The sequence below is a fragment of the Arenimonas sp. genome (assembly GCF_035721105.1).
Classification (GTDB): Bacteria; Pseudomonadota; Gammaproteobacteria; order Xanthomonadales; family Xanthomonadaceae; genus Arenimonas.
Genome location: NZ_DASTNG010000039.1, coordinates 19,166 through 42,787 on the forward strand (window position 1 = coordinate 19,166; position 23,622 = coordinate 42,787).

The window sequence follows — 23,622 nt, forward strand, 5'->3', positions numbered from 1 at the left end:
GGTTAACGAGGGGGCGTGGTAGCGTCCGGGGCTTGCACCACATCCGGGGAACCACCCAATGCGCCTGACCACTCTCGCCTGGCTCACCGCCGGCGCGCTCTCCCTTTCGCTGCCGGCCTTGGGCCAGGGCCCGACCATGCAGACCACGCCCGACGATCCCTACCTCTGGCTTGAAGACGTCGAAGGCCAGCAGGCGCTGGACTGGGTCCGCGCCCGCAACGCCGTGTCCGAGAAGCAGCTGGCCGGCGACCCCGGCTTCGAGGCGCTGCGCGCCAGCCTGCTGGAGATCCTGGACTCCGACGCCCGCATTCCGTACGTGGGCAAGATGGGCGAGTACTACTACAACTTCTGGCGCGACAAGAACAATCCGCAGGGCGTGTGGCGCCGCACCACCCTGGCCGAGTACCGCAAGGACGCCCCGAAGTGGGAAGTCCTGCTCGACATCGACGCGCTCGGCAAGGCCGAGGGCGTGAACTGGGTCTGGGGCGGCGCCAGCTGCCTGCGCCCCGAGTACGACCGCTGCCTGGTCTCGCTGTCCCGCGGCGGTGCCGACGCCGACGTGACCCGTGAGTTCGACGTCTCCGACAAGGCCTTCGTCGAGGGCGGCTTCTCGCGCCCCGAGGCCAAGGGCCAGATGGGCTGGATCGACATCGACACGGTCTACGTCGGCACCGACTTCGGCCCCGGCTCGATGACCAGCTCGGGCTACCCGCGCATCGCCAAGGAGTGGAAGCGTGGCACGCCGATGGCCGACGCCAAGGTGGTGTTCGAAGGCCAGGACAGCGACATCTCGGTCGGCGCCTACCGCGACGACACGCCCGGCTTCGAGCGCGACTTCGTCTACCGCGGCCTGACCTTCTACACCAACGAGCTCTACCTGCGCGGCAAGGACGGCGGCCTCACCAAGCTCGACCTGCCCGATGGCGCCCAGAAGAGTGCGTTCCGCGAGTGGCTGTCGGTCGAACTGCGCCAGCCCTGGACCGTCGGCGGCGAGTCGCATCCCGCCGGCGCGCTGCTGGCGATCCGCCTCGACGACTTCCTCAAGGGCGACCGCGACTTCGACGTGCTGTTCGCGCCCACCGACAACACCTCGCTGGCCAGCAGCACCGTCACCAAGGACCACGTGGTCCTGAACGTGCTCGAGGACGTCAAGAACCGCATCTACGTGCTGACTCCGGGCAAGGACGGCTGGACCCGCGAGCCGCTGGCGGGTGCGCCGGCCTTCGGCACCGTGGGCATCAGCGCGGTCGATTCGGAAGCGTCCAACGACTACTTCATGACCGTCACCGACTACCTGACCCCGACCTCGCTGCTGATGGGCACGATCGGCCAGGCGCCGGAAACCCTGAAGCAGCTGCCGGCCTTCTTCGACGCCAGCCAGCATGAGATCAAGCAGCACTTCGCCACCAGCAAGGACGGCACCAAGGTTCCGTACTTCATGGTCTCGCGCAAGGACCTGGTGCTCGACGGCGACAACCCGACCCTGCTCTACGGCTACGGCGGCTTCGAGGTCTCGCTGACCCCGGGCTACTCCGCCAACGTCGGCCGCGCCTGGCTGGCCGATGGCGGCGTGTACGTGGTCGCCAACATCCGCGGCGGCGGCGAGTACGGCCCGCGCTGGCACCAGGCCGCGCTCAAGGCCAACCGCAACAAGGCCTACGAGGACTTCGCCGCGGTCGCCGAGGACCTGATCGCCCGCAAGGTGACCCAGCCCTCGCGCCTGGGCATCCAGGGCGGCAGCAACGGCGGCCTGCTGATGGGCAACATGACCGTGATGTACCCGCAGCTGTTCGGCGCCGTGGTCTGCCAGGTGCCGCTGCTGGACATGCAGCGCTACCACAAGCTGCTGGCCGGTGCGTCCTGGATGGCCGAATACGGCGACCCGGACAAGCCGGAGGAGTGGGCCTTCCTGCGCAAGTACTCGCCGTACCAGAACGTCGGCAAGGACGTCGACTACCCGCCGGTGCTGTTCACCACGTCCACCCGCGACGACCGCGTCCATCCGGGCCACGCCCGCAAGATGATGGCGCGCATGGAAGCGCAGGGCCACGACGTGACTTACTACGAGAACATCGAGGGTGGCCACGGTGGCGCCGCCAACAACGCCCAGTCGGCCTACATGGGCGCGCTGGCCTACACCTTCCTCAAGCAGAAGCTGTTCAAGGACAACTGACATGACGACCCGCCTGCTGCCTTTCGCCGCGAGCCTTCTCGCCGTCGCCCTGGCCGGCTGCTATTCGCCGCCGGCCGAGCCCGACGCTGCCGCCACCGCCGCGACCACGTCCGCCGCCGCGCGCTCCCCCAGCGCCCTGGCCGCGCTGCCGGCCGCGCCCGTCGCCGCCACCAAGCCCTACGAAGTGAAGGCGCCGCACGGTGCCGCCCGCAACGACGAGTACTACTGGCTCCGCGACGACACCCGCGAGAACCCGGAGATGCTGGCCTACCTCAACGCCGAGAACGCCTACACCGACACGGTGCTGCAGCCGCTCGAGGCGCTCGAGGAAACGCTCTACAACGAGCTGGTCGGTCGCGTGAAGCAGGACGACTCTTCGGTGCCTTATTTCGAGGACGGCTACTGGTACTACACGCGCTTCGAGACCGGCAAGGAATACCCGGTGTACGCCCGTCGCAAGGGCAGCATGGACGCCGAGGAGCAGGTGCTGTTCGAGGTCAACGAGCTGGCCGCCGGCAAGTCCTACTACCAGGTCGGCACCTATGAAATCAGCCCGGACGACCGCCTGGTCGCCTACGCCGAGGACACCAACGGCCGCCGCCAGTACACCGTGCGCATCAAGGACCTGGCCACCGGCGAGCTGCTGCCGGACGTCATCACCGGCGTCTCGGCCAACCTGATGTGGGGCGACGACAGCCGCACCCTGTACTACGTCGAGAACGACCCGACCACCCTGCTCACCAAGCGCGTCAAGGCACACGTGCTGGGCCAGGACCCGGCCAAGGCGGCGCTGGTCTACGAGGAAGCCGACGACACCTTCTACATGGGCATCGGCCGCACGCGCTCGGACGACTACCTGTGCATCAGCGTCAGCAGCACCGTGTCCTCCGAGATGCGCTGCACCGAGGCCGATTCGCCGGGTGAGTTCGAGGTGCTGGCCCCGCGCCAGCGTGACTTCGAATACAACGCCGACCACCTCAACGGCCGCTGGGTGATCCACACCAACTGGGACGCCACCAACTTCCGCATCATGACCCTGGCCGATGGCCAGCCCTGGGGCGATCGCGGGCAGTGGCAGGAGCTGGTGCCGCATTCCCCGGACGTGCTGATCTCCGGCGTCACCCTGTTCAAGGACTTCATGGCAATCAGCGAGCGCTCGGGTGGCCTGCAGCGTGTGCGCATCCGCCACGACGACGGCAAGCAGGAGTTCGTGCAGGCCGAGGAAAGCGCCTATTCGATGGGCGTGTCGGTCAATGCCGAGCCCGAGACCGACTGGCTGCGCTACACCTACACCTCGCTGACCACCCCGGCCAGCACCTACGAGGTGAACGTGCGCACCGGCGAGCGCAAGCTGCTCAAGGAGCAGCCCGTGCTGGGCGGCTTCGACAAGGCCAACTACGTCACCGAGCGCCTGTGGGCGACGGCGCGTGACGGTACGCAGGTGCCGGTGTCGGTGCTCTACCGCAAGGGCTTCGAGAAGAACGGCCAGGCCGCGCTGTACCAGTACTCCTACGGCTCCTACGGCAGCAGCTCGGACCCGGGCTTCAACCCGAACGTGCTGAGCCTGGTGGACCGCGGCGCGGTGTACGCGGTGGCGCACATCCGCGGTGGCCAGGAAATGGGCCGCCAGTGGTACGAGGACGGCAAGCTGCTGAACAAGATCAACACCTTCACCGACTTCATCGACGTCACCGATTTCCTGGTCAAGGAAGGCTATGCCGCGCCGGACCGCGTGGCGGCGATGGGCGGCAGCGCCGGCGGCCTGCTGATGGGTGCGGTGGCCAACCTGGCGCCGGACAAGTACAAGGTGATGGTCGCGCACGTGCCGTTCGTGGACGTGGTGACGACCATGCTGGACGAGTCGATCCCGCTGACCACCAACGAGTTCGACGAGTGGGGCAATCCGAAGGACCCGGTGTACTACGACTACATGCTGTCGTACTCGCCCTACGACCAGGTCGAGGCCAAGGACTACCCGGCGATGCTGGTCACCACCGGCCTGTGGGACTCGCAGGTGCAGTACTTCGAGCCCGCCAAGTGGGTCGCCCGCCTGCGCGCGAAGAAGACCGACGGCAACCCGCTGCTGTTCCGCACCAACATGGAAGCCGGCCACGGCGGCAAGTCCGGCCGCTTCCAGCGCTACCGCGAACGTGCCGAGGAATATGCGTTCGTGCTGGACCAGCTTGGCCTTGTCCAGCAATAAGTATTTGAACGCGGATCAGAGCGGAAACCACGGATAAGAGCGGATAAAGCGATTTGAATTGGAGGGGCTTCCCGGTAGCGGGGAGCCCCTTTTCTTTGACGTGGCCCCAGTGGGGAAGAGCGTTTTTGCCACGGATGAACACGGATGAACACGGATATAGCAAAGAAGCTCTCAATCGGTGTTCAAAAAAGGGGTCAGAGTGAATATTCGTTTGAAACAAATATTCACTCTGACCCCTTTTCTAGTCCGTGGCCAAGAGCGCTTCTCCATTCCAATCGCTTTATCCGCTCTTATCCGTGGTTTCCGCTCTGATCCGCGTAACCGCGTTTGCGTTAGCCCTCCCTACCACCCCGCCTGATCCAGCAGAGCCTCGGTAGCGGCATCAGCAGGCTTGGCAACCAGGCCGCCGCGGGGACTGATGTAGACCTGGTACGTCGCGCCATCAAGCATGGGCAGGTAGGCAGCGCTGCCCCAGCGGGCGTCGGCGAGGGGAAGGGTGGCCAGCCAGCGCTGGCGGAATTCCCAGAAGTCCCAGTCGCCGCGCAGGTCGTGGACGCTGCGGGCGGCCGCCAGTTCCTGCTTCGGGTCGCCGTAGCGGCCCGACAGGCGCTCGAAGCGGTAGACCGGCCGCAGGCCGGCCAGCTGGCCGGGCAGGGTCCAGCGGATCACGCGGGCGTCGAGCTGCCATTCGTCGCCCAGCAGTTCGAAGGTCCGGGGCGGCTGGTCGCCCAGGGCCAGCGTGGCCTCGAAGCGCTGGGGCGCCAGCTGGCGCAGGCTGATGCTTGCCGCCGGCACGTCTTCGAACAGCCAGGCGTACTGGCGCAGCAAGCCACCGAGGCCGGCCAGGCCCAGCGCGACCAGCACCAGCACGGTGCCGACGCCGCGCAGCAGCCAGCGCGTGCCGCCGCGCGCCTCGCGGCGCCACGCCAGCAGACCCGCCACCAACAGCACCGCCGCCACCAGCCAAAGCCAGACCGAAATCGACATCGTCCACCCCACGCGCCAGGACCTGCCCCGGACTATACTCGCGCCATGAAGACGCCTCGCCTCGCCCTGCTGCTGTTGAGCCTCGTCCTGGTCGCCGCCTGTGGCACCAAGGGCGACCTGGTCCGGCCCTCGGACGCCACGCCGCCCGCCAAGGCCGACGCGCCCGCGGCATGAACGCGTCCCGCCCGCTGCACTTCTCGAAGATGCATGGCGCCGGCAACGATTTCGTCGTCATCGACCTGCGCGGCGGCCAGCCCGCGCCGCCCGTCGCGCTGGTGCGCACCCTGGGCGACCGCCATCTCGGCATCGGCTTCGACCAGCTGCTGACCATCGAGGACAGCCACGCCCACGACTGCGTCGCCCGCTACCGCATCTGGAACGGCGACGGCTCGGCCGCCGGGCAGTGCGGCAACGGGGCGCGCTGTGTCGCCGCCTGGCTGATGCGCGACGGCGCCGCCACCGGGCCGCGCTTTCGCGTCGACAGCCCCGCCGGCGTCATCGACGTGGAATGCCTGCCCGACGGCGTTTACTCGCTGGGCATGGGCCGGCCGGTGTTCGCGCCGGCGCGGGTGCCGTTCCACGCCCCGGCCGATCTGCCGGTGCACACGCTGCTCGTCGAAGGCCAGCCGCTGCGCTTCGGCGTTGCCTCGATGGGCAACCCGCATGCCGTGCTCGAGGTCGAGGACGTCGACGCGGCGCCGGTGCACCGGCTTGGCCCGGCGCTGCAGGCGCGGCCCGAGTTCCCCGAGGGCGTGAACGTCGGCTTCGCCCAGGTGCTGTCGCGCGATCGCATCCGCCTGCGGGTGTTCGAGCGCGGCGCCGGCGAAACCCTGGCCTGCGGCAGCGGCGCCTGCGCGGCGGTCGCGGTGCTGGTGCGCCAGGGCCGCGTCGATCGCGCGGTGCAGGTGGTGCTGCCGGGCGGCACGCTGGCGATCACCTGGCCGGCCGACGATGCGCCGATCACCCTGGCCGGACCCGCCACCTTCGTGTTCGAGGGCGAATTCGCCGTCGCCACGCCATAATGCCGGCATTGCCCGGAACGACCCGCCGCACGAGAGGCCCCCGATGATCGAAGAGAAGAACGAGCGCCTGAGCGCCCACGAAGTGGCGACCTTCCTGCGCCGGCATCCGAAGTTCCTGGGCCAGTTCCCGGACCTGGCGCTGTCGCTGGTGGTGCCCAAGGACGAAGGTTCGGCCGCGTCGCTGGCCAGCTACCAGCTCGACGTGCTGCGCGACAAGAACCGCGAGCTCACCCGTCGCCTGAACGAGCTCTACGCCAACGCCCAGGAAAACGAGCGCCTGACCGTGCGCACCCACCAGCTGAGCCTGGCGCTGATGCGCGCCGGCTCCGCGGCCGACACGCTCAAGGCGATGGTGGCGGTGCTGGGCGAGGATTTCCAGGGCGAGATCGTGCGCGTGGTGCTGTTCAAGCCGGTCGCCGGCCTGTCGGCCGACTGGCTGCAGGTGGTGGCCGACGCCGACCCGGCGCTGGCGCCGTTCCGCGACTTCATGGCCGGCAACGAACCGATCTGCGGCCGGCTCAACCAGGACAAGCTGGCGCTGCTCTACGGCGACGACCAGGCGCGCGCCGCGTCGGCCGTGCTGCTGCCGCTTCCGGGCGTGGGCATGCTCAGCGTCGGCAGCTCCGATGCGAACCGCTTCTTCCCGGGCATGGGCACGCTGTTCCTGCGCCTGATGTCGGAAGCGCTGGTCACCGCGCTGGGTCGCTACGACGCCGGCTGATGCCGTGAGCGCCGACGCGCCGCTGCAGCCGGGCATCGAGGCCTTCCTGGGCTACCTCGCGGTGGAGCGACGGCTGTCGGCGAATACGCTCGACGCCTACCGCCGCGACCTGGGCGACCTGGCCACGTGGATGGCGGGGCAGGGCCTGACCGACTGGCGCCGGCTGCGCCAGGAGGCGCTTCGCAGCTATGTCGCCGGCGCGCATCGGCGCGGGCTGTCGGGCAAGAGCCTGCAGCGGCGGCTGTCGGCGGTGCGCAGCTTCTACCGGCACCTCAACCGCAGCGAGACCTCCGAACTCAACCCGGCGCTGGGCCTGCGCGCGCCGAAGGCACCGCGCAAGCTGCCGCAGGTGCTCGACGCCGATGAGATGACGCGCCTGGTGGAAGTGCCCGCCGACGGGCCCGACGGCCTGCGCGACCGGGCGATGCTGGAGCTGTTCTATTCCTCGGGCCTGCGCCTGTCGGAACTTTGCGGGCTGCGCTGGAACGCGCTGGACCTGGCCGACGGCCTGGTGACGGTGCTGGGCAAAGGCAGCAAGCGCCGCGTGGTGCCGGTCGGCAGCCATGCCCGCGACGCCCTGCAGGCCTGGCGCGAGGCCTCGGCCCCGGCGCTGGACGCGCCGGTGTTCCCGGGCCGCACCGGCGGGCCGGTGAGTCCGCGCACGGTGCAGCAGCGGCTGCGGCGGCTGGCCCTGCAGCAGGGCCTGTTCAAACGGGTGCATCCGCATCTGCTGCGGCACAGCTTCGCCAGCCACGTGCTCGAGTCCAGCGGCGACCTGCGCGGCGTGCAGGAGCTGCTGGGCCATGCGGACATCGCCACGACCCAGATCTACACCCACCTCGACTTCCAGCACCTGGCCAAGGTCTACGACGCCGCCCACCCCCGCGCCCGCCGCAAGACCTGAACAAGCCGAACCCGGTTCCTTTTCTTCTTCGATGAGACTCCCCTGTAGGAGCGCCTTCAGGCGCGAAGCTTTTTGGCGAAAAGATTCGCGCCTGAAGGCGCTCCTACAAAGTCAGCGGGACAGGGCGGCGGCTTCCAGCGCGGCCAGGTAGGCCGCCCAGCGTACGTCATGCTCGCGGCCCAGCTGGTGCAGCAGGCTCCAGCTGAAGATGCCGGTGTCGTGGCCGTCGTCGAAGCGCAGCAGCACGCCGTAGTTCCCCATCGGCTCGATGGCCTTGACGTTGACGTCGCGCTTGCCGGCCACCAGCACCTTCTGCCCGGGGCCGTGGCCCTGGACCTCGGCGCTGGGCGATTCCACCCGCAGGTACTCGCAGGGCAGGCGGAAGCGGCTGCCGTCGTCGAAGGCGACTTCCAGCGCGTGCGAGGCGCGGTGCAGGACCAGGTCGGTGGCGCGGGGGGTGCTCATGGCGCCATGTTACGGCGCGCGCAGCTGTTCGCGCAGGCCGGACAGGCGCTGGCACCGGGCCCGGGCCTGCCGGCAGCGCAGCAAGCCGTACAGGCCCATGACCGGCATGACCACCAGATTGGCCAGGACGCCGCCGAGCAGGCCGGCGACCTGGTCTTCCGGCCACAGCGACCGCATGCCCAGCCACAGCACGCCGTACACGCCAAGCCAAAGCACCAGTGCGCCCCACATGCCCACCCGCCAGTAGTGCAGGGTGGTCTGGCAGCGGCGCGTTTCCACGTCCAGCAGGGCTTCCACGTCCAGCCCCGCCTCGGTCCATTCGCGGCGCCGCAGCCAGACCATGTAGGCCTGGTAAGGCACCAGCAGCGCGGCCAGGGTGCCGAACAGCCAGGTTTCCATTGGCGTGGCCGTCGGCTGGAACGCGATCCAGCCGATCGCCACCACCACCAGCGCCGCGAACGAGGTCTCGAGCACCAGCGTGCGGCGCAGCCGCCGACCCTGCTGCGCGGCCTCGGCCCGCAGCGCCTCGACGTCGATGGTGGGCACGGCCTGGCCGCGCCAGTCCGAGGCCATGGCGTCCCAGTCTTTCATTGGCGCGCTCATGCGGCCTCTCCCAGCCAGTCGTTGAGTTGGCGGCGCGCGCGGCTGAGCCGCTGCGTCACGGTGTTTTCCTCGAGCTTCAGGGCTTCGCCGATCTCGCGCTGCGAGAAGCCCTCCAGCGCCAGCACCACCACCTGGCGCTGGCCCAGCGGCAGTGCGCGCACCGCCGCCAGCAGGTCCTTGCGGCGCTGGTGCGCCTGGGCGTGCTGGAAGGGGTTGGCGTCGGGGTCGGCGTGTTCGTCGTGCAGTTCATCGCCGCGGGCGCGCTTCTCGCGGGTCAGGTGGTCGATGGCGCGGTTGTGGGCGACCCGGGCCAGGAAGGTGCGCAGCGAGGCGTCGCCGCGCCAGCTGGCCAGCGCGCGCCAGACCGCCAGGCTGATCTCCTGGAGCAGGTCGTCGCGGCGGGCGGGTTCGGATTCGTAGCTGCCGGCGATGCGGGCCAGCATCGGCCCATGTTCCTGCAGCACGGTTTCGATGGCGGGCGTCGCAAGCGGCATCGTCGGCTCCGGGCGGGTCGTGGCCCGCGGGGGGCTGGGGGCAAGGGTAGCGGTGGGCATCTCGGTTTCCATCCGGTCTCGAAACCCTTAGTCCCGCCCCGCCCCGAAAACCTGACAAAGAATGAACAAGCCGAACCGGGTTCCTTTTCTTTTTCCATGAGACTGCCCCGACGAGCCGGGCAGTCTCATGGAAAAAGAAAAGGAACCCGGTTCGGCTTGTTCAGGTGGGTGGGTTAGAGGATGTAGCGGCTGAGATCGGGGTCCTGGACAGCGTCGCCTAGCTGGGCATCGACCATGGCGCGGTCCACCCGCAGCGACAGGCCGCCCTTGTCGGGGGCTTCGAAGCTGAGCTTCTCGAGCAGTTTCTCCAGCACCGTGTGCAGGCGCCGGGCGCCGATGTTCTCCAGCCGGGCATTGACCAGGAAGGCGATCTCCGCGAGCCGGTCGATGGCCTCGTCGTCGAAGGCGATATTGACGCCCTCGGTGGCCATCAGGGCCATGTACTGCCGCACCAGCGCGTTGCGGGGCTCGGTGAGGATGCGCCGGAAGTCGCCCTGGCTCAGCGCGCCCAGCTCGACCCGGATCGGGAAGCGGCCCTGCAGCTCCGGGATCAGGTCCGAAGGCTTGGCCAGGTGGAAGGCGCCCGAGGCGATGAACAGGATGTGGTCGGTGCGCACCACGCCGTACTTGGTGCTCACCGTGCTGCCCTCCACCAGCGGCAGCAGGTCGCGCTGCACGCCCTCGCGGCTGACGTCGCCGCCGCCGATGGCGTCCTTGCGCTTGGCCACCTTGTCGATCTCGTCGATGAAGACGATGCCGTTCTGTTCGCAGGCCTCGATCGCCTGCACCCGGATGTCGTCCTCGTTGACCAGCTTGCCGGCTTCTTCCTCGACCAGCAGCGGCCGCGCCGCCTTCACCGCCAGGCTGCGCTTCTGCGCCTTGCCGCCGCCCAGGTTCTGGAACATGGCGCGCAGCTGCTGGCCCATTTCCTCCATGCCCGGCGGCGTCATGATGTCCATGCCGCCCGGCGCCTGGCTGAGCTCGAGCTCGATCTCGCGATCGTCCAGTTCGCCGGCGCGCAGCTGGCGGCGCAGCTTGTTGCGGGTCTCGTTCTCGCCGTCGGCGCTGACCTCGATGGCGAAGCCGGGGCCTTTTCGCTTGGGCAGCAGCGCGTCGAGGATGCGGTCCTCGGCGCGCTCCTCGGCCTGGGTGCGCACGCGCAGCTTGGCCTGCTCGCGGAACATCTTCACCGCGCCGTCGGCGAGGTCGCGGATGGTCTGCTCGACGTCCTTGCCGACGTAGCCGACCTCGGTGAAGCGCGTCGCTTCCACCTTCACGAAAGGCGCGTTCGCCAGCGCCGCCAGGCGGCGTGCGATCTCGGTCTTGCCGACGCCGGTGGGGCCGATCATCAGGATGTTCTTGGGCATCACCTCGTCGCGCATCGACGGGTCGAGCTGCATCCGGCGCCAGCGGTTGCGCAGGGCGATGGCGACGGCGCGCTTGGCGTCGTTCTGGCCGATGATGTAACGGTCGAGCTCGCCGACGATCTCGCGGGGGGTCAGTTCGGACATCACAGTTCCTCGATCACGAGATTGCGGTTGGTGTAGATGCAGATGTCGCCGGCCACGTTCAGCGAGGCCTCGGCGATGGCGCGGGCGTCCAGGTCGGTGTTCTGCAGCAGGGCGCGCGCGGCGGCGAGGGCGTAAGGGCCGCCGGAGCCGATCGCCACCAGCCCGTCCTCGGGCTCGATGACGTCGCCGTTGCCGCTGATGATCAGCGAGCTGTCCTTGTCGGCCACCGCCAGCAGCGCCTCGAGCTTGCCGAGCCGGCGATCGGTGCGCCATTCCTTGGCCATCTCGACCGCCGCGCGCAGCAGCTGGCCGTTGTGCTGGCCCAGCTTGGCCTCGAACACCTCGAAAAGGGTGAAGGCGTCGGCCGCCGCGCCGGCGAAGCCCGCCAGCACCTTGCCCTCGCCAAGCCGGCGGACCTTGCGGGCGTTGGACTTCATCACCGTGTGGCCGAGGGTGACCTGGCCATCGCCGGCCACCACGACGCGATCGCCGCGGCGGACGGAGAGGATGGTGGTGGCGTGGAAAACATTCGGGTCCATGCGGGCTCCTGGCAGTGAACCCCTTTTCTGGGGCCGGCCCCGCCCCCGATCAAGCGCACCCCTCGGTAGGAGCGCCTTCAGGCGCGAATCTTCTCGCCGAAAAGCTTCGCGCCTGAAGGCGCTCCTACAGGTCCGCCGGCGCACGGCCATCCCGGGCCGGAGCGCAGCAGCCAGGGCCGCCGCAGGCCAGGGCGGCTCAGAGCAGGGCCAGCAGGGCCTCGGTGGGTCGGCCGATGACGGCGCGGGTGGCGGATTCCAGCACCGGGCGCTCGATCAGGCGCGGGTGCGCGGCCAGCAGGGTGGCCCAGGCTTCGGCCGGCCGTTCATCATCCGCCGACAGGCCCAGGGCCGCGGCCTCGTCTTCCTTGAACCGCACCAGCCGGCGCGGATCCCCGCCCAGCTTGGCCAGCAGGGCCTGCACCGCGGCGGGCGAGGGCGGCGTGTCCAGGTAGGCCACCAGGGCGGGCGTGACGCCCCGGGACGCCAGCAGCGCCAGCCCCTCGCGGGACTTGCTGCAGCGCGGGTTGTGCCAATAGCGAAGCGTTTGCATGCCGTGAATGATGGCACGACGCCGACGGTGCGATAATCCCGCCCATGGAAAAGACCCCCGAGAGCGGCACCACCCACTTCGGCTTCCGCGACGTGCCGGTGGCCGAGAAGAAGAAGCTGGTCGGCCAGGTGTTCAGCTCGGTCGCGCAGCAGTACGACCTGATGAACGACCTGATGTCGCTGGGCATCCACCGCCTGTGGAAGCGCTACTTCGTCGGCACCTCGGGCGTGAAGCGCGGCGACCGCGTGCTCGACCTCGCCGGCGGCACCGGCGACATCGCCGCCCTGCTGCACGAGCGCGTCGGCGACACCGGCTCGGTGGTGCTGGGCGACATCAACGCCGCGATGCTGGGCGTCGGCCGCGACCGCCTCACCGACCGCGGCCTGGTGCGCGGCCTGGAGTACGTGCAGCTCAACGCCGAGGCGCTGCCGTTCCCGGACGCCAGCTTCGACCTGGTCACGATCGCCTTCGGCCTGCGCAACGTCACCGAGAAAGCCAACGCGCTCAAGGAAATGCACCGCGTCCTGAAGGTCGGCGGCCGCGCCCTGGTGCTCGAGTTCTCGCAGGTCAAGCCGGAATGGTTCCGCCCGGTCTACGACTTCCATTCCTTCAAGGTGCTGCCGCGCCTGGGCAAGCTGTTCGCCAACGACGCCGACAGCTACCAGTACCTGGCCGAGTCGATCCGCAAGCACCCGCCGCAGGACGAGCTCAAGGCCATGATGGCCGCCGCCGGCTTCGAGCGCACCGACTACCGCAACCTCAGCGCCGGCATCGTCGCCATCCACTCCGGCTACAAACTCTGAACAAGCGGTACCGGGTTCATTTTCTTTCTCGGTGAGACTCAGTCTCACCGAGAAAGAAAATGAACCCGGTACCGCTTGTTCAGGTTAGTCGGCGCGGACGCGCCAGGCTTCGGACAGGGAGATCAGGCCGTCGCGGGCCAGCTGCACGGCGGCTTGGGTGATGGGCACCATGCCTTCCTCGATCGCGGTGCGGTGGATGGTGTCGGCCTCGGCGCCGGGCACGATCAGCGACTGGATGCGCGGCGTGACCACCATGAACTCGTACACCGCGCGCCGCTTGAACACGCCCAGGCCGTCGCAGTGCGAACAGCCCCGGCCGACGTGGAAGACCTCGTCCTCGCCCACGCCCAGGACGCCGCGGATGTGCCAGTCCACCTTCTCCACCTCGCGGCAGTGCGCGCAGGTCAGCCGCACCAGCCGCTGCGACATCACCGCCAGCAGCGAAGCGCGCAGCAGGTAGGCCTCCACGCCCAGGTCCAGCAGGCGCGTCACCGTGGTCGCGGCGGTATTGGTGTGCAGCGTGGACAGCAGCAGGTGGCCGGTGAGCGCGCTTTCCACCGCGATGCCGGCGGTTTCCTCGTCGCGGATCTCGCCGACCATGATCACGTCGGGATCGTGGCGCAGGAAATTGCGCATCGCGCTGGCGAAGGTGAAGCCCGCTGCGCGGTTCACCTGCATCTGCTGGATCTCGTCGATGTAGAACTCGACCGGGTCCTCGATGGTGAGGATGTTGATGCGCTGCTTGCGCAGCTCCAGCAGCATCGCGTAGAGCGTGGTGGACTTGCCGCAGCCGGTCGGCCCCGTGGTGAGGAACATGCCGTGGCTGCGACCCATCACGTCCTCGATGCGCTGGCGGTCGGCCGCGCTCAGGCCCAGCTGCTCCAGGTCCCACAGGCTTTCGTTGGTGTCGAGCAGGCGGATCACCACCGATTCGCCGTACACCGCCGGCAGCACCGAGATGCGCAGGTCGACCTCGCGGCCGTCGTCGAGAGTGAAGGTGGTGCGGCCGTCCTGCGGCTTGCGGTGCTCGGCCAGGTTCATCGCACCGAGCACCTTCACGCGACTGGTCACGGCCGGATGCAGGCTGCGCAGCAGGCGCCGCACCGGCACCATCTCGTCGTCGATGCGGTAGAGCACCTCGGTGCCGTGCTCGCCCGGGCGCAGGTGGATGTCGGAGGCCCGGCGCGCGACCGCTTCGCCGATCAGGCCCTGGACGATGCGCACCACCGGCTTCTCGCGCGAAAGCCGCTCGGCTTCCTGGATCGAGGTCTCGTGGCCGGCCGCCCCCGGGTCGAGGCCCAGCTGGTGGGCGACGTCACGGTCCTCGACCTTGTCGTAATGCTCGGCGATGCCCTCGCGGATCTCGCGCGCCGTCGCCACCAGCGGCAGCACCCGCTGCCGGCACAGGAAGTCGAGCGTGGCCAGCGAATCCGGGCTGCCCGGGTCCTCCATCGCGATCGCCACCATGCCCTCGAACAGCCGCAGCGGCACCGCGCGCAGGCGGCGCACCACCTCCGGGCGGAGCAGGGCGGTGGCGTCCGCGGCCGGCGGCAGGTCGGCCAGCCGCACCAGGGGCAGGCCCAGCCGGCTGGCCAACTGGTAGGCGGCCTCGGTGCAGTCGTCGCCCAGGGCCAGCCAGGCCGCCAGGCCGAGCTGCCCGTTCGGGGCCTGCCAGGAGTGGCCGCCGGCGGCCACGTCCTTCACGTAGGCCGCCAGGGTGGCGGCGTCGGCGATCAGGTGCGGCGCCCGGGGCGCGTGGTTGTTGGGTTCCATGCCAGGCTGCCGGAAAGGATTTCCCAAAGTATCCCCGGATTACCCGACCGGGAACTTGAGGCAAGTCAGGTCCGGCCCCCCGACCGGGCCGGGTCCGGGGCCCGACCCCCGGATCCGGGCGGCCGGCCCCGCCTGCGCTAGAATCCGGGGGTCCTGTCAGTGGAAATGACCATGTCCCGCCTAGGCTTCCTGCTCGCCCTCCTGATCGCATCCGCCCCGGCCTTCGGCCAGGACCGCCGGACCGACGAGCATTCCTACGCCCAGCCCGACAAGGTCCGCATCCGCGACCTGGCGCTGGATCTGTCGATCGACTTCGACAAGCGCCAGCTCGCCGGCACCGCGACCCTGGGCCTGGACTGGATCGAAAAGGACCAGCGCGACCTGGTGCTCGACACCCGCGACCTGGCCATCGCCTCGGTCGAGGCGCGCAACGGCAAGCGCAAGTTCCGCGAAGTGCCCTTCGTCCTGGCCGAGCGCGACGAGCGATTCGGCAGCAAGCTCACCATCACCCTGCAGCGCCAGTACGAGCAGGTGCGCATCCGCTACGCCACCTCGCCCGAAGCCTCGGGCCTGCAGTGGCTGAGCCCGGCGATGACCGCCGGCGGCAAGCTCCCCTTCATGTTCAGCCAGTCCCAGGCCATCCACGCCCGCAGCTGGGTGCCGCTGCAGGACACGCCCTCGGTGCGCTTCACCTACACCGCGCGCATCCGCACCCCGGCCGACGTGATGGCGCTGATGAGCGCCGACAACGACCCGCAGGCCGCGCGCGACGGTGACTACAGCTTCTCGATGCCGCAGCCCATCCCGTCCTACCTGATGGCGATCGCCGCCGGTGACCTGGTGTTCAAGCCGATTTCGGCGCGCGCCGGCGTCTGGGCCGAGCCGCAGACGGTGGACAAGGCGGTGAAGGAGTTCGAAGACACCGAGCAGATGATCCAGGTCACCGAGTCGCTGTACGGTCCCTACCGCTGGGAGCGCTACGACCTGCTGATCCTGCCGCCCTCGTTCCCGTTCGGCGGCATGGAGAACCCGCGCCTGAGCTTCATCACGCCCACGGTCATCGTCGGCGACAAGTCGCTGGTGTCGCTGATCGCGCACGAGCTGGCGCATTCGTGGTCGGGCAACCTGGTCACCAACGCCAGCTGGAAGGACATGTGGCTCAACGAGGGCTTCACCAGCTACGTCGAGAACCGCATCGTCGAGGCGCTGTACGGCAAGCCGCGCGCCGACATGGAGTTCGTGATCAGCCGCAACGGCCTGCGCGAGCAGCTCAAGGACCTGCCGCCCGAGCGCCAGGCGCTGATGCTGCCGCTGCGCGGCGGCAGCGACCCCGAGGACGCGCTGGGCGCGGTGGCCTACGACAAGGGCGCGTGGTTCCTGCAGTTCCTCGAGCAGCGTTACGGCCGCGAGGACTTCGACGCTTTCCTGCGCGCCTGGTTCGACGCGCACGCCTTCCAGAGCGCCGACAGCGACCAGTTCCTGGCCTTCCTCAAGGCCGAGCTGATGGCCAAGCGCCCGGGCGTGGTGTCCGAGGCCGAGGTGATGGAGTGGCTGGTCCAGCCCGGCGTGCCGGCGTTCGCGCCGCAGACCGCCTCGCCGCGCTTCGATGCGGTGGACGCGGCCCGCACCGCCTGGCTCGAGCAGCGCAAGACCGCCCGCGAGCTCGACACCGCGGCCTGGACCACGCAGGAGTGGGTGCACTTCCTCGAGGGCCTGCCGGCCACGGTTGATCCCGAGCGCATGGTCGAGCTTGACCAGGCCTTCCGCTTCACCGGCACCGGCAACGGCGAGATCGCGCAGCGCTGGTACCCGCTGAGCGTGCGCAGCGGCTACTTCGAGGCGCGGCCGGCGATGTCGCTTTTCCTGCGCAAGATCGGCCGCCGCAAGCTGGTGATGCCGACCTACGACGCGCTGGCCAAGTCGGCCGAAGGCCTGGCCTTCGCGACCCAGATCTTCGCGATGGCGCGGCCGGGCTACCACCCGATCACCAGCGCGTCGGTCGAGGCGCTGCTGGCCCGGGCGCGCGCCGAACAAGCCACCGCCGACTGACGTGCCGACCCCGCGGCCCCGCGCCGGCACCCGCAAGCTCGTCATCGCCACCTCGCTCGGCCTCGCGCTGGGCGCGGTGGGGTTCGCCGCCACCGCGCCCGAGCGCGTGCTGGAGGCGGAGTTCGCGCGCCAGCGCTGGCTGGCCAAGGCCGGCGTGACCGAGGTCGAGGTCGCCGGCCATCGCTGGGCGGTGCTCGAGTCCGGCCGCGATAGCCGCAAGCCGCTGCTGGTGTTCGTGCACGGCTTCACCGGCAGCAAGGAAAACTGGCTGCCGCTGATGCGCGAGCTGGCCAAGGACCACCGCATCATCGCGCCCGACCTGCCGGGCTGGGGCGACAGCGAACGCCTGCACGACGCCGACTACGGTCCGGTGGCGCAGGCCGAACGACTGGCGCAGTTCATCCGCGCGCTGCCCGAGCGGCCGGCGCTGGTGGTGGGGCATTCGATGGGCGGGCAGATCGTCGGCCTGATGAGTGCGCGCCATCCCGACCTGGCGGACCGCATCAGCCTGATGTCCTCGGCCGGCGTGCGTTACGAAGAAAACGCCTTCGCCAACGCGGTGCTGGCCGGCGAGAACCCGTTCCAGGTCACCACCCGCGCCGAGCTCAAGCGCTACCTCGGCATCGTCTTCGCCGATCCGCCGTTCGTGCCGTGGCCGGCGAACGAGGCCATGGTGCGGCGCCGCCGCGCCGACGCGGGCTTCGAGCAGCGGGTGCTGGACGGCATCGGCCGCGGGCCGGATGCCTTCGCGCTCGAGGCCGAGCTGGCCAACATCCGGGCCCACACGCTGCTGCTGTGGTGCCGGGACGATCGCGTGATCGACGTCAGCGCGGCCGAGGTGTTCCATCGCGGCCTGTCCAGCAGCCGCACCGTCATCCTGGCCGGCTGCGGCCACATGCCCATGATGGCGCAGCCGCGCCAGGTGGCCGATGCGATCGGCCGGTTCATGGACGGGCCGGGCTGAGACCGATGCGCCGCCGTTTCGCCAGCGGGATCCATCCGGGCTGGCGGGTGCTGCGCTTCGTGCTGGTGGCCTGGCTGGCGGTCACGGCGCTGGTCGTGCTGGGCAGCGCCTTCAGCGCGCGCGCCTTGCCCGATCTCTCGCCCTGGCATCGCTGGACCTTCCCCAGCGAACCCGACGCCGGCCAATTGCGCGACATGGACTGGGCCGCCTACCAGCGCGCCGAGCAGGCGGTGTTCGCCGAGCTGCGCGCGCACCAGGCGGCCGAGCCGCGGCCGGGCCGCTATCGCTACGAGGCGCAAAGCCCCTTGGGCCCGCGCCCCGGCGCCGTGGACTGGAACCGCAGCCAGGTCCTCCTGCCAGACGGCCCGGTGCGCGGCGGGGCGCTGATGCTGCACGGCATGACCGATTCCCCGTACAGCCTGCGCCACCTGGCCGAGGTCTACCGGGCGCGCGGCTTCGTGGTGCTGATCCCGCGCCTGCCGGGCCACGGCACCGCGCCCTCGGGCCTGCGCAGCGCGCAGTGGACCGACTGGCTGGCCACGGTCGAACTGGCGGCTCGCGAGCTGCGGGCCCGCGCCGGCGACGACGTGCCCTTCCACCTGGTGGGTTACTCCAACGGCGCGGCGCTGGGCCTGAAGTACGCGATGGACCGGGCGGAGGAGGGCGACGCGGCCGGGCTGCCGGTGCCCGACCGCCTGGTGATGGTGTCGCCGATGATCGGCATTGGCCGGCTGGCGGCGTTCTCGCGGCTGATGCCGCTGCTGGGCGGCATTCCGTATTTCGAGAAGTCGCGCTGGCTGGACGTGCAGCCCGAGTTCAATCCGTTCAAGTACAACTCCTTCCCGGTCAACGGCGTGCGCCAGTCCTGGCTGCTGGTCGGCGCGGTGCAGACCCAGCTGCTGCAGCTCAAGGCCACCGGGCGCAGTGATCGCCTGCCGCCGATCCTGGCCTTCCAGTCGGTGCTCGACGGCACGGTGAGCACCCACGCAGTGGTGCGCAACCTGTTCGACCTGTTGCCGGCCAACGGCAGCGAGCTGGTGCTGTTCGACATCAACCGGCAGGGCGTGCTGGCGCCGATGCTGCGGCGCTCGGCCGGGGCGATGCTCGACGACCTGCAGCCCGGCGATGCCTTCCAGTACCGGCTGACCGTGGTGGGCAACGTGGATGCCGATACCGCCAACGTGGCCGAGCGCCGGCGCGAGCCCGGCCAGCGCGAGGCGGTGCTGCGGCCCCTGGCCTACCGGTATCCGTCGAACGTGTACTCGCTGTCGCACGTGGCGCTGCCGTTCCCGGTGGACGATCCGCTGTACGGCCTGGAGCCGCGCACGGACGAGGACTACGGCATCCGCCTGGGTACCCTGGCCCTGCACGGCGAGCGCGGCGCGCTGTCGGTCGCCACCGACCAGCTGCTGCGCCTGGGCAGCAACCCCTTCTATGGCTACCTGGCGACCCGCGTCGACGAAACCATCACCGCCGACCTCCCCCCCTGAACAAGCGGTACCGGGTTCATTTTCTTTTTCGCTGAGACGGACGGACGCCGGGCACGGGTGGCTTCGGCGGGACTGACCGTTTCCAATCCGCCGCCTGACCGGGGCGCCGACCGCGCGTAGGATGGCGGCTCCCTCCCGCCTTCGAGCCGCCCATGACTGTTTCCCTTTACGCCGCCTCGGTGCCCGTGTTCCAGCAGATGCTGGGCAGCCTGTCCGACGTGCTCTCCAAGGCCGCGGCGCACGCCGCCGAGCGCAAGATCGACCCGGACGCCTACCTGCAGTCGCGCCTGTACCCGGACATGTTCCCGCTGCTGCGCCAGGTGCAGATCGCCTGCGACTTCGCCAAGTCGGTGTCGGCGCGGCTGGCGCAGGCCGAGGTGCCCGCCTGGGAAGACAACGAAGCCAGCTTCGACGACCTGCAGGCGCGCATCGCCCGCACCCGGGTGTTCATCGCCGGCCTCGACGCCGCCGGCTTCGAGGGCGCCGAGTCGCGCGAGATCGTGCTGCGCCCGGGCACCCCGAAGGAAAAGCGCCTGACCGGCCAGGCCTACGTGCTGGCCTACGGCCTGCCGCAGTTCTTCTTCCACGTCACCACCAGTTACGCCCTGCTGCGCCACGCCGGCATCGAGATCGGCAAGCGCGACTTCATGGGCCACTACTGACCGGACCGGCGGAACCGGGGCCTTCTTCAGCCGGCCGCGCCCACCAGGCGCGCCACGGTGAAGCGGTCGAGCAGCAGGCGGTAGTCATAGACCTCGTCCTGCAGCACGCCGGTCCTCTGTTGTCCCGGATTCACGGGCGCCGCGCGGCAATAGCGGTCGAAGCAGGCCCAGAACGCACCGCTGAACGCGTAGATGTCGACCGACCAGGGCTGCTTGTCGCGCAACCAGTGGCCCATCGGCACCTGCATCTGCGGCGGCGCGTAGACGGGGCGCTCCCGCTGCGCGTGCACATTGCCGGTGAGCACCAGCAAGCGCCCGCGGGGCAGGGCATCGAAGGACGCCCGCACGCGCGCCGCCATGATCCGGTCGCGGGCATTGGCGTCGATCCGCGGGCCGGGCTCGGCGTCGTAGGCGAGCAGGCTGACGTCGCGGCCCTGCGCGCGCAGCAGGCGCACGTGTTCGACCAGGTCCAGCACGTCGTGGCTGCGGCGGCCGTCGTGCTGGTCGCCCTGCACGTTCCAGTAGGGCGTCGCCAGCAGCGCGGCGCGATCCGCGTCGGCGCCCGGGGAATCAAGGTAGCGGCGAAGATCGGCCTGGCCCGAGCCCGGGATCTCCAGGCCCAGCAGCACCGGCCCTTCAGCGGCATAGATCGTGACCAGGTGCGCCACCAGCCGCGGGATCTCGCGGGTGCCGTGCATCTCGCCCAGCAGGATCAATCGCGCATCGCCGGCGGCGGCGACCAAGGTCTTCGCCGCCGCCTCGGGCGGCTCGCCCTCGAAGGTCGCGGGCTGTGCCGCCGCGCAGGTGGCCATGGCCAGCCAGGCGGCCAGCAGGAATCGTTTCATGGGTTGCTCCGTGGAAGCCTTCCCAACCAGTGGCACCGCAATCGGTGCATTTCAACCGCTGCCTGCAGGAGGGCCTTCAGGGTCGAAGCTACCTGGCGAAAGGCTTCGGGCCTGAAGGCCCTCCTACAGGGGGCAAAAAAAAAGCCGCCCCGGAGGGCGGCTTTTCGTTTCGCGATGGCGAACGGTCAGTTCGCGGCTTCGGCGCGCGACGCGTCGCGGGCGGCCTTGAACGCATTGCCCTCGACGTAGTTCGGCCAGGCCTCGCTGCCGGCCAGCTCGCGGCCGACGCCGTACAGCGCCATCAGGTCCTGCACCACGCCGCGCAGGTCCCAGTTCGGATCGAACTCGTCGGCGGGCTTGTGGTACGCCACGTTCTGGTACTGCGCCTGGATCTCGCGGCCGTAGTCCTTGCCTTTCTCGACGTGGTCGATGCCGCCCTTGGCGTACAGCGCGGGCACGCCGAACTTGGCGAAGCTGAAGTGGTCGGAGCGGAAGAAGAAGCCCTTCTCGACGCCGTCCTCTTCGACCAGGGTGCGGCCCTGCGCGGTCGCGATCGGCTCGAGCACCTTGTCGAGCTCGGAATTGCCCAGGCCGATGACCACGAAGTCCTTGGTCGGGCCGACGACGCTCATCGCGTCCAGGTTCACCACCGCCACCGTGTCCTTGAGCGGGATGACCGGGTTGGCCGCGTAGTACTTCGAGCCCAGCAGGCCCGACTCCTCCAGCGTCACCAGCAGGAACACCACCGAACGCGCCGGCTTCGGGTCCTGCACGGTGAAGGCCTCGGCGATCTCCAGCACGCCGGCGACGCCGGTCGCGTTGTCGATGGCGCCGTTGTAGACGTGGTCCTCGGCCTCGGTCGCCGCCGCGGCCTTGTCACCGCCGTGGGTGGCGCCGTGGTCGCCCAGGTGGTCCCAGTGCGCGGTGTAGACGATGGCCTCGTCCGGCCGCTCGCTGCCGGGCAGCTTGGCGAGGATGTTGCGCGAGCGGCTTTCCTTGATCGACGAGTTGAGCGTGGCCGAGAAGGTGGCGTCGCCCAGGTCCACGGCCTTGAAGCCCGGCACGTTGGCGGCGGCACGCATCGCTTCCAGGTCCAGGCCGGCGTCGGCGAACAGCTGGGTGGCGACTTCGCCGGTGATCCAGCCCTGCATCGGCAGGCGCGGCTCCGGGTCGGCGCTGGCGGGCAAGTCGTACTGCGCGCCCGACCAGCTGTTCTTCACCACGTCCCAGCCGTAACCGGCGCCGCTGTCGTCATGGATGATCAGCGCGGCGGCGGCGCCCTGGCGGGCGGCCTCTTCGTACTTGTAGGTCCAGCGGCCGTAGTAGGTCATCTTCTTGCCGCTGAAGAGTTCCTCGCTGCCGACGTGGTAGCCCGGGTCGTTGACCAGCATGACGACCGTCTTGCCCTTGACGTCCAGGCCTTCGTAGTCGTTCCAGCCGGCTTCGGGCGCGTTGACGCCGTAGCCGACGAACACCATCTCGCTGGCGTCGACCTTCACTTCCGGCTGCGCGGTGCGGGTGCCCAGCGCCATCTGCGTGCCGAAGGCGAGCGGGCGGCTTTCGCCGCCGAGCGAAATCGCCGCGGTGGACGTGGCCTCGTCGGCCGTGGTCTCGACCATCGGCACGTCCTGGAACCAGCTGTCGCCGTTGCCCGGCTGCAGGCCCAGGCGCTGGAACTGCGCGACCAGGTAGTCGGCGGTCTTCTGCTCGCCGTCGGTGCCCGGGGCGCGGCCACCGAACTCATCGGAGGACAGCACCTTCACGTGCTGGGCGAAGTCTTCGGCGGAAATCTCGGGGCCGAAGCCGTGCTCAACCGGCGGTGCGGCGGCGGCCGGGGTGGCCTCGGGCGCCGGCGCCGGGCTGCAGGCCGACAGGGCCAGCGCCGCGGCGGCGAAAATCAGGGTGCGTTTCATCATCAGGGGTTCTCCGCTAGGGGAACCCCGATTCTAGCCCCAAGCGGTACCGGGTTCATTTTCTTTCTCAATGAGACTCGCAGCGGGCCAGGCGCCCGAAGCGAGTCTCATTGAGAAAGAAAATGAACCCGGTACCGCTTCTCCCGGTCAGTCGCGGGCGGGCAGGGTGTCGGTGAAGGCGCGGGGGGTCGCGCCGGTCACCGGGCCGATCTTCGCGGTCGGGTGCACGAACAGTTCCACCTCGTGCTCGAACACCAGCGAACCGCCGACTACCGAGTCGGCGCCGATCACGATCCGCGGCACGCGCTTGTCGCCCGAGTTGAACCAGCTGCTGGACGGCTTCTCGACCAGGATGCCGCCATCGATGCGGGCGCCGTCGGACAGCACGATGTCGCCGTTCGTGGTGGTCACGTCGCCGCCGACCCGGGCGCCGGCCAGGGTGATCGCGCCGTTGACGTTCCCGACGTCGCCGCCGACCTCGGCCTGCGCCGCGACCTTGATGCCGCCGTTCACGGCTTCGATGTCGCGCTCGACCCGCGCGCCGCGCGCCAGCTGGATGCCGCCGTTGACCGCCTCGACCGAGCCGGCCGTGGCCTGCTCGCCCAGGCTGATGCCGCCGTTCACGGTTTCCGCGCTGCCCACGCGGGCCTTGTCGTCGATGCTGATGCCGCCGTTCACGGTTTCGGCGCTCTCCACCTCCGCGCCCTCGCGGATGGTGATGCCGCCGTTGACGGTATCGAGCGAGCCGTACTTCTGGCCGGCCTGGGCGGTGATGCCGCCGAACACCTTGTCGACGTTCTGCTGGGCCATCGCCGGACCGGTGGCCAGGGCCAGGGACAGCGAAATCAGGGGGGCGAGGGTGCGAACGCGCATGGTGTGGCTCCTTTGGGA

Annotated in this window: 22 protein-coding genes; 11 read left to right on the forward strand and 11 right to left on the reverse strand. The window is 69.7% G+C overall.

Annotated features, from left to right (window positions below):
• Nucleotides 1-58: 58 nt before the first annotated feature.
• Both VFQ84_RS04995 and VFQ84_RS05000 read left to right on the forward strand, forming a co-directional pair.
• Nucleotides 59-2,173, forward strand: a complete 2,115-nt coding sequence (locus VFQ84_RS04995; RefSeq protein ID WP_414637001.1) for a prolyl oligopeptidase family serine peptidase — start codon at nucleotides 59-61, stop codon at nucleotides 2,171-2,173.
• Nucleotide 2,174: 1 nt separating this feature from the next.
• Complete coding sequence (locus VFQ84_RS05000; protein ID WP_325129835.1) at nucleotides 2,175-4,376, forward strand: S9 family peptidase; 2,202 nt, start codon at nucleotides 2,175-2,177, stop codon at nucleotides 4,374-4,376.
• A 342-nt stretch (nucleotides 4,377-4,718) separates the two neighbouring features.
• On the opposite strand, the gene VFQ84_RS05005 is transcribed toward VFQ84_RS05000, so the two are convergent.
• Nucleotides 4,719-5,363 carry a hypothetical protein gene (locus tag VFQ84_RS05005; protein ID WP_325129837.1) on the reverse strand — a complete coding sequence of 215 codons (645 nt, stop codon included), beginning with the start codon at nucleotides 5,361-5,363 and terminating at the stop codon, nucleotides 4,719-4,721.
• Nucleotides 5,364-5,408: 45 nt separating this feature from the next.
• On the opposite strand from VFQ84_RS05005, the gene lptM reads away from it, so the two are divergent.
• The 4 genes from lptM to xerC are packed head-to-tail and all read left to right on the forward strand — an operon-like array spanning nucleotide 5,409 to nucleotide 8,010.
• Entirely contained in the window at nucleotides 5,409-5,537 is a 129-nt protein-coding gene (lptM, locus tag VFQ84_RS05010) for an LPS translocon maturation chaperone LptM (protein WP_325129839.1), read from the forward strand.
• Complete coding sequence (gene dapF, locus VFQ84_RS05015) at nucleotides 5,534-6,385, forward strand: diaminopimelate epimerase (RefSeq protein ID WP_325129841.1); 852 nt, start codon at nucleotides 5,534-5,536, stop codon at nucleotides 6,383-6,385. The genes lptM and dapF overlap by 4 nt, the downstream gene beginning before the upstream one ends.
• A 43-nt stretch (nucleotides 6,386-6,428) precedes the next feature.
• A complete protein-coding gene (locus tag VFQ84_RS05020; RefSeq protein WP_325129843.1) occupies nucleotides 6,429-7,106 on the forward strand; it encodes a DUF484 family protein in 678 nt (225 codons plus the stop codon).
• 4 nt (nucleotides 7,107-7,110) lie between these two features.
• Nucleotides 7,111-8,010, forward strand: coding sequence for a tyrosine recombinase XerC (gene xerC, locus VFQ84_RS05025; protein WP_325129845.1), 900 nt, complete (start codon nucleotides 7,111-7,113; stop codon nucleotides 8,008-8,010).
• A gap of 111 nt (nucleotides 8,011-8,121) precedes the next feature.
• On the opposite strand, the gene VFQ84_RS05030 is transcribed toward xerC, so the two are convergent.
• The 6 genes from VFQ84_RS05030 to VFQ84_RS05055 form a co-directional block, all read right to left on the reverse strand.
• Nucleotides 8,122-8,475 (reverse strand): DUF971 domain-containing protein, encoded by a 354-nt coding sequence (locus VFQ84_RS05030; protein WP_325129847.1) that lies wholly within the window; start codon nucleotides 8,473-8,475, stop codon nucleotides 8,122-8,124.
• Nucleotides 8,476-8,484: 9 nt separating this feature from the next.
• Nucleotides 8,485-9,066 carry a hypothetical protein gene (locus VFQ84_RS05035; protein WP_325129849.1) on the reverse strand — a complete coding sequence of 194 codons (582 nt, stop codon included), beginning with the start codon at nucleotides 9,064-9,066 and terminating at the stop codon, nucleotides 8,485-8,487.
• 8 nt (nucleotides 9,067-9,074) lie between these two features.
• Nucleotides 9,075-9,572, reverse strand: a complete 498-nt coding sequence (locus VFQ84_RS05040; protein ID WP_325129851.1) for a sigma-70 family RNA polymerase sigma factor — start codon at nucleotides 9,570-9,572, stop codon at nucleotides 9,075-9,077.
• Nucleotides 9,573-9,805: 233 nt separating this feature from the next.
• The gene (gene hslU, locus VFQ84_RS05045) at nucleotides 9,806-11,143 is read right to left on the reverse strand and encodes an ATP-dependent protease ATPase subunit HslU (RefSeq protein ID WP_325129853.1); all 1,338 of its coding nucleotides are present in this window, start codon (nucleotides 11,141-11,143) and stop codon (nucleotides 9,806-9,808) included.
• Complete coding sequence (hslV, locus tag VFQ84_RS05050; protein WP_325129856.1) at nucleotides 11,143-11,682, reverse strand: ATP-dependent protease subunit HslV; 540 nt, start codon at nucleotides 11,680-11,682, stop codon at nucleotides 11,143-11,145. Before hslV ends, hslU begins: the two co-directional genes overlap by 1 nt.
• A 196-nt stretch (nucleotides 11,683-11,878) precedes the next feature.
• The gene (locus VFQ84_RS05055) at nucleotides 11,879-12,232 is read right to left on the reverse strand and encodes an arsenate reductase family protein (protein ID WP_325129858.1); all 354 of its coding nucleotides are present in this window, start codon (nucleotides 12,230-12,232) and stop codon (nucleotides 11,879-11,881) included.
• 44 nt (nucleotides 12,233-12,276) lie between these two features.
• Here VFQ84_RS05055 and ubiE point away from each other — a divergent pair, with 44 nt between their 5' ends.
• Nucleotides 12,277-13,035 (forward strand): bifunctional demethylmenaquinone methyltransferase/2-methoxy-6-polyprenyl-1,4-benzoquinol methylase UbiE, encoded by a 759-nt coding sequence (ubiE, locus tag VFQ84_RS05060; protein ID WP_325129860.1) that lies wholly within the window; start codon nucleotides 12,277-12,279, stop codon nucleotides 13,033-13,035.
• Nucleotides 13,036-13,119: 84 nt separating this feature from the next.
• Here the strand turns inward: ubiE and VFQ84_RS05065 are convergent, their stop codons facing one another.
• Nucleotides 13,120-14,808: a GspE/PulE family protein gene (locus VFQ84_RS05065; RefSeq protein ID WP_325129862.1), complete on the reverse strand. Its 1,689-nt coding sequence runs from the start codon at nucleotides 14,806-14,808 to the stop codon at nucleotides 13,120-13,122.
• 171 nt (nucleotides 14,809-14,979) lie between these two features.
• Between VFQ84_RS05065 and VFQ84_RS05070 the strand changes: the two genes are divergently transcribed.
• The 4 genes from VFQ84_RS05070 to VFQ84_RS05085 all read left to right on the forward strand — a co-directional run bounded on the left by VFQ84_RS05070 (nucleotide 14,980) and on the right by VFQ84_RS05085 (nucleotide 19,973).
• The gene (locus VFQ84_RS05070; protein WP_325129864.1) at nucleotides 14,980-16,857 is read left to right on the forward strand and encodes a M1 family metallopeptidase; all 1,878 of its coding nucleotides are present in this window, start codon (nucleotides 14,980-14,982) and stop codon (nucleotides 16,855-16,857) included.
• Nucleotide 16,858: 1 nt separating this feature from the next.
• Nucleotides 16,859-17,821, forward strand: a complete 963-nt coding sequence (locus VFQ84_RS05075) for an alpha/beta fold hydrolase (protein WP_325129866.1) — start codon at nucleotides 16,859-16,861, stop codon at nucleotides 17,819-17,821.
• 5 nt (nucleotides 17,822-17,826) lie between these two features.
• A complete protein-coding gene (locus VFQ84_RS05080) occupies nucleotides 17,827-19,311 on the forward strand; it encodes an alpha/beta hydrolase (RefSeq protein WP_325129868.1) in 1,485 nt (494 codons plus the stop codon).
• Between the two features lie 152 nt (nucleotides 19,312-19,463).
• Nucleotides 19,464-19,973 (forward strand): DUF1993 domain-containing protein, encoded by a 510-nt coding sequence (locus VFQ84_RS05085; protein ID WP_325129870.1) that lies wholly within the window; start codon nucleotides 19,464-19,466, stop codon nucleotides 19,971-19,973.
• A 26-nt stretch (nucleotides 19,974-19,999) separates the two neighbouring features.
• Here VFQ84_RS05085 and VFQ84_RS05090 read toward each other — a convergent pair whose 3' ends face one another.
• From VFQ84_RS05090 to VFQ84_RS05100, 3 genes are all read right to left on the reverse strand, one after another.
• Nucleotides 20,000-20,818 carry a calcium-binding protein gene (locus VFQ84_RS05090; protein WP_325129872.1) on the reverse strand — a complete coding sequence of 273 codons (819 nt, stop codon included), beginning with the start codon at nucleotides 20,816-20,818 and terminating at the stop codon, nucleotides 20,000-20,002.
• A 185-nt stretch (nucleotides 20,819-21,003) separates the two neighbouring features.
• Nucleotides 21,004-22,734 carry a M28 family metallopeptidase gene (locus VFQ84_RS05095; protein WP_325129874.1) on the reverse strand — a complete coding sequence of 577 codons (1,731 nt, stop codon included), beginning with the start codon at nucleotides 22,732-22,734 and terminating at the stop codon, nucleotides 21,004-21,006.
• A gap of 144 nt (nucleotides 22,735-22,878) precedes the next feature.
• Nucleotides 22,879-23,604 (reverse strand): hypothetical protein, encoded by a 726-nt coding sequence (locus VFQ84_RS05100; protein ID WP_325129876.1) that lies wholly within the window; start codon nucleotides 23,602-23,604, stop codon nucleotides 22,879-22,881.
• Nucleotides 23,605-23,622: the final 18 nt, after the last annotated feature.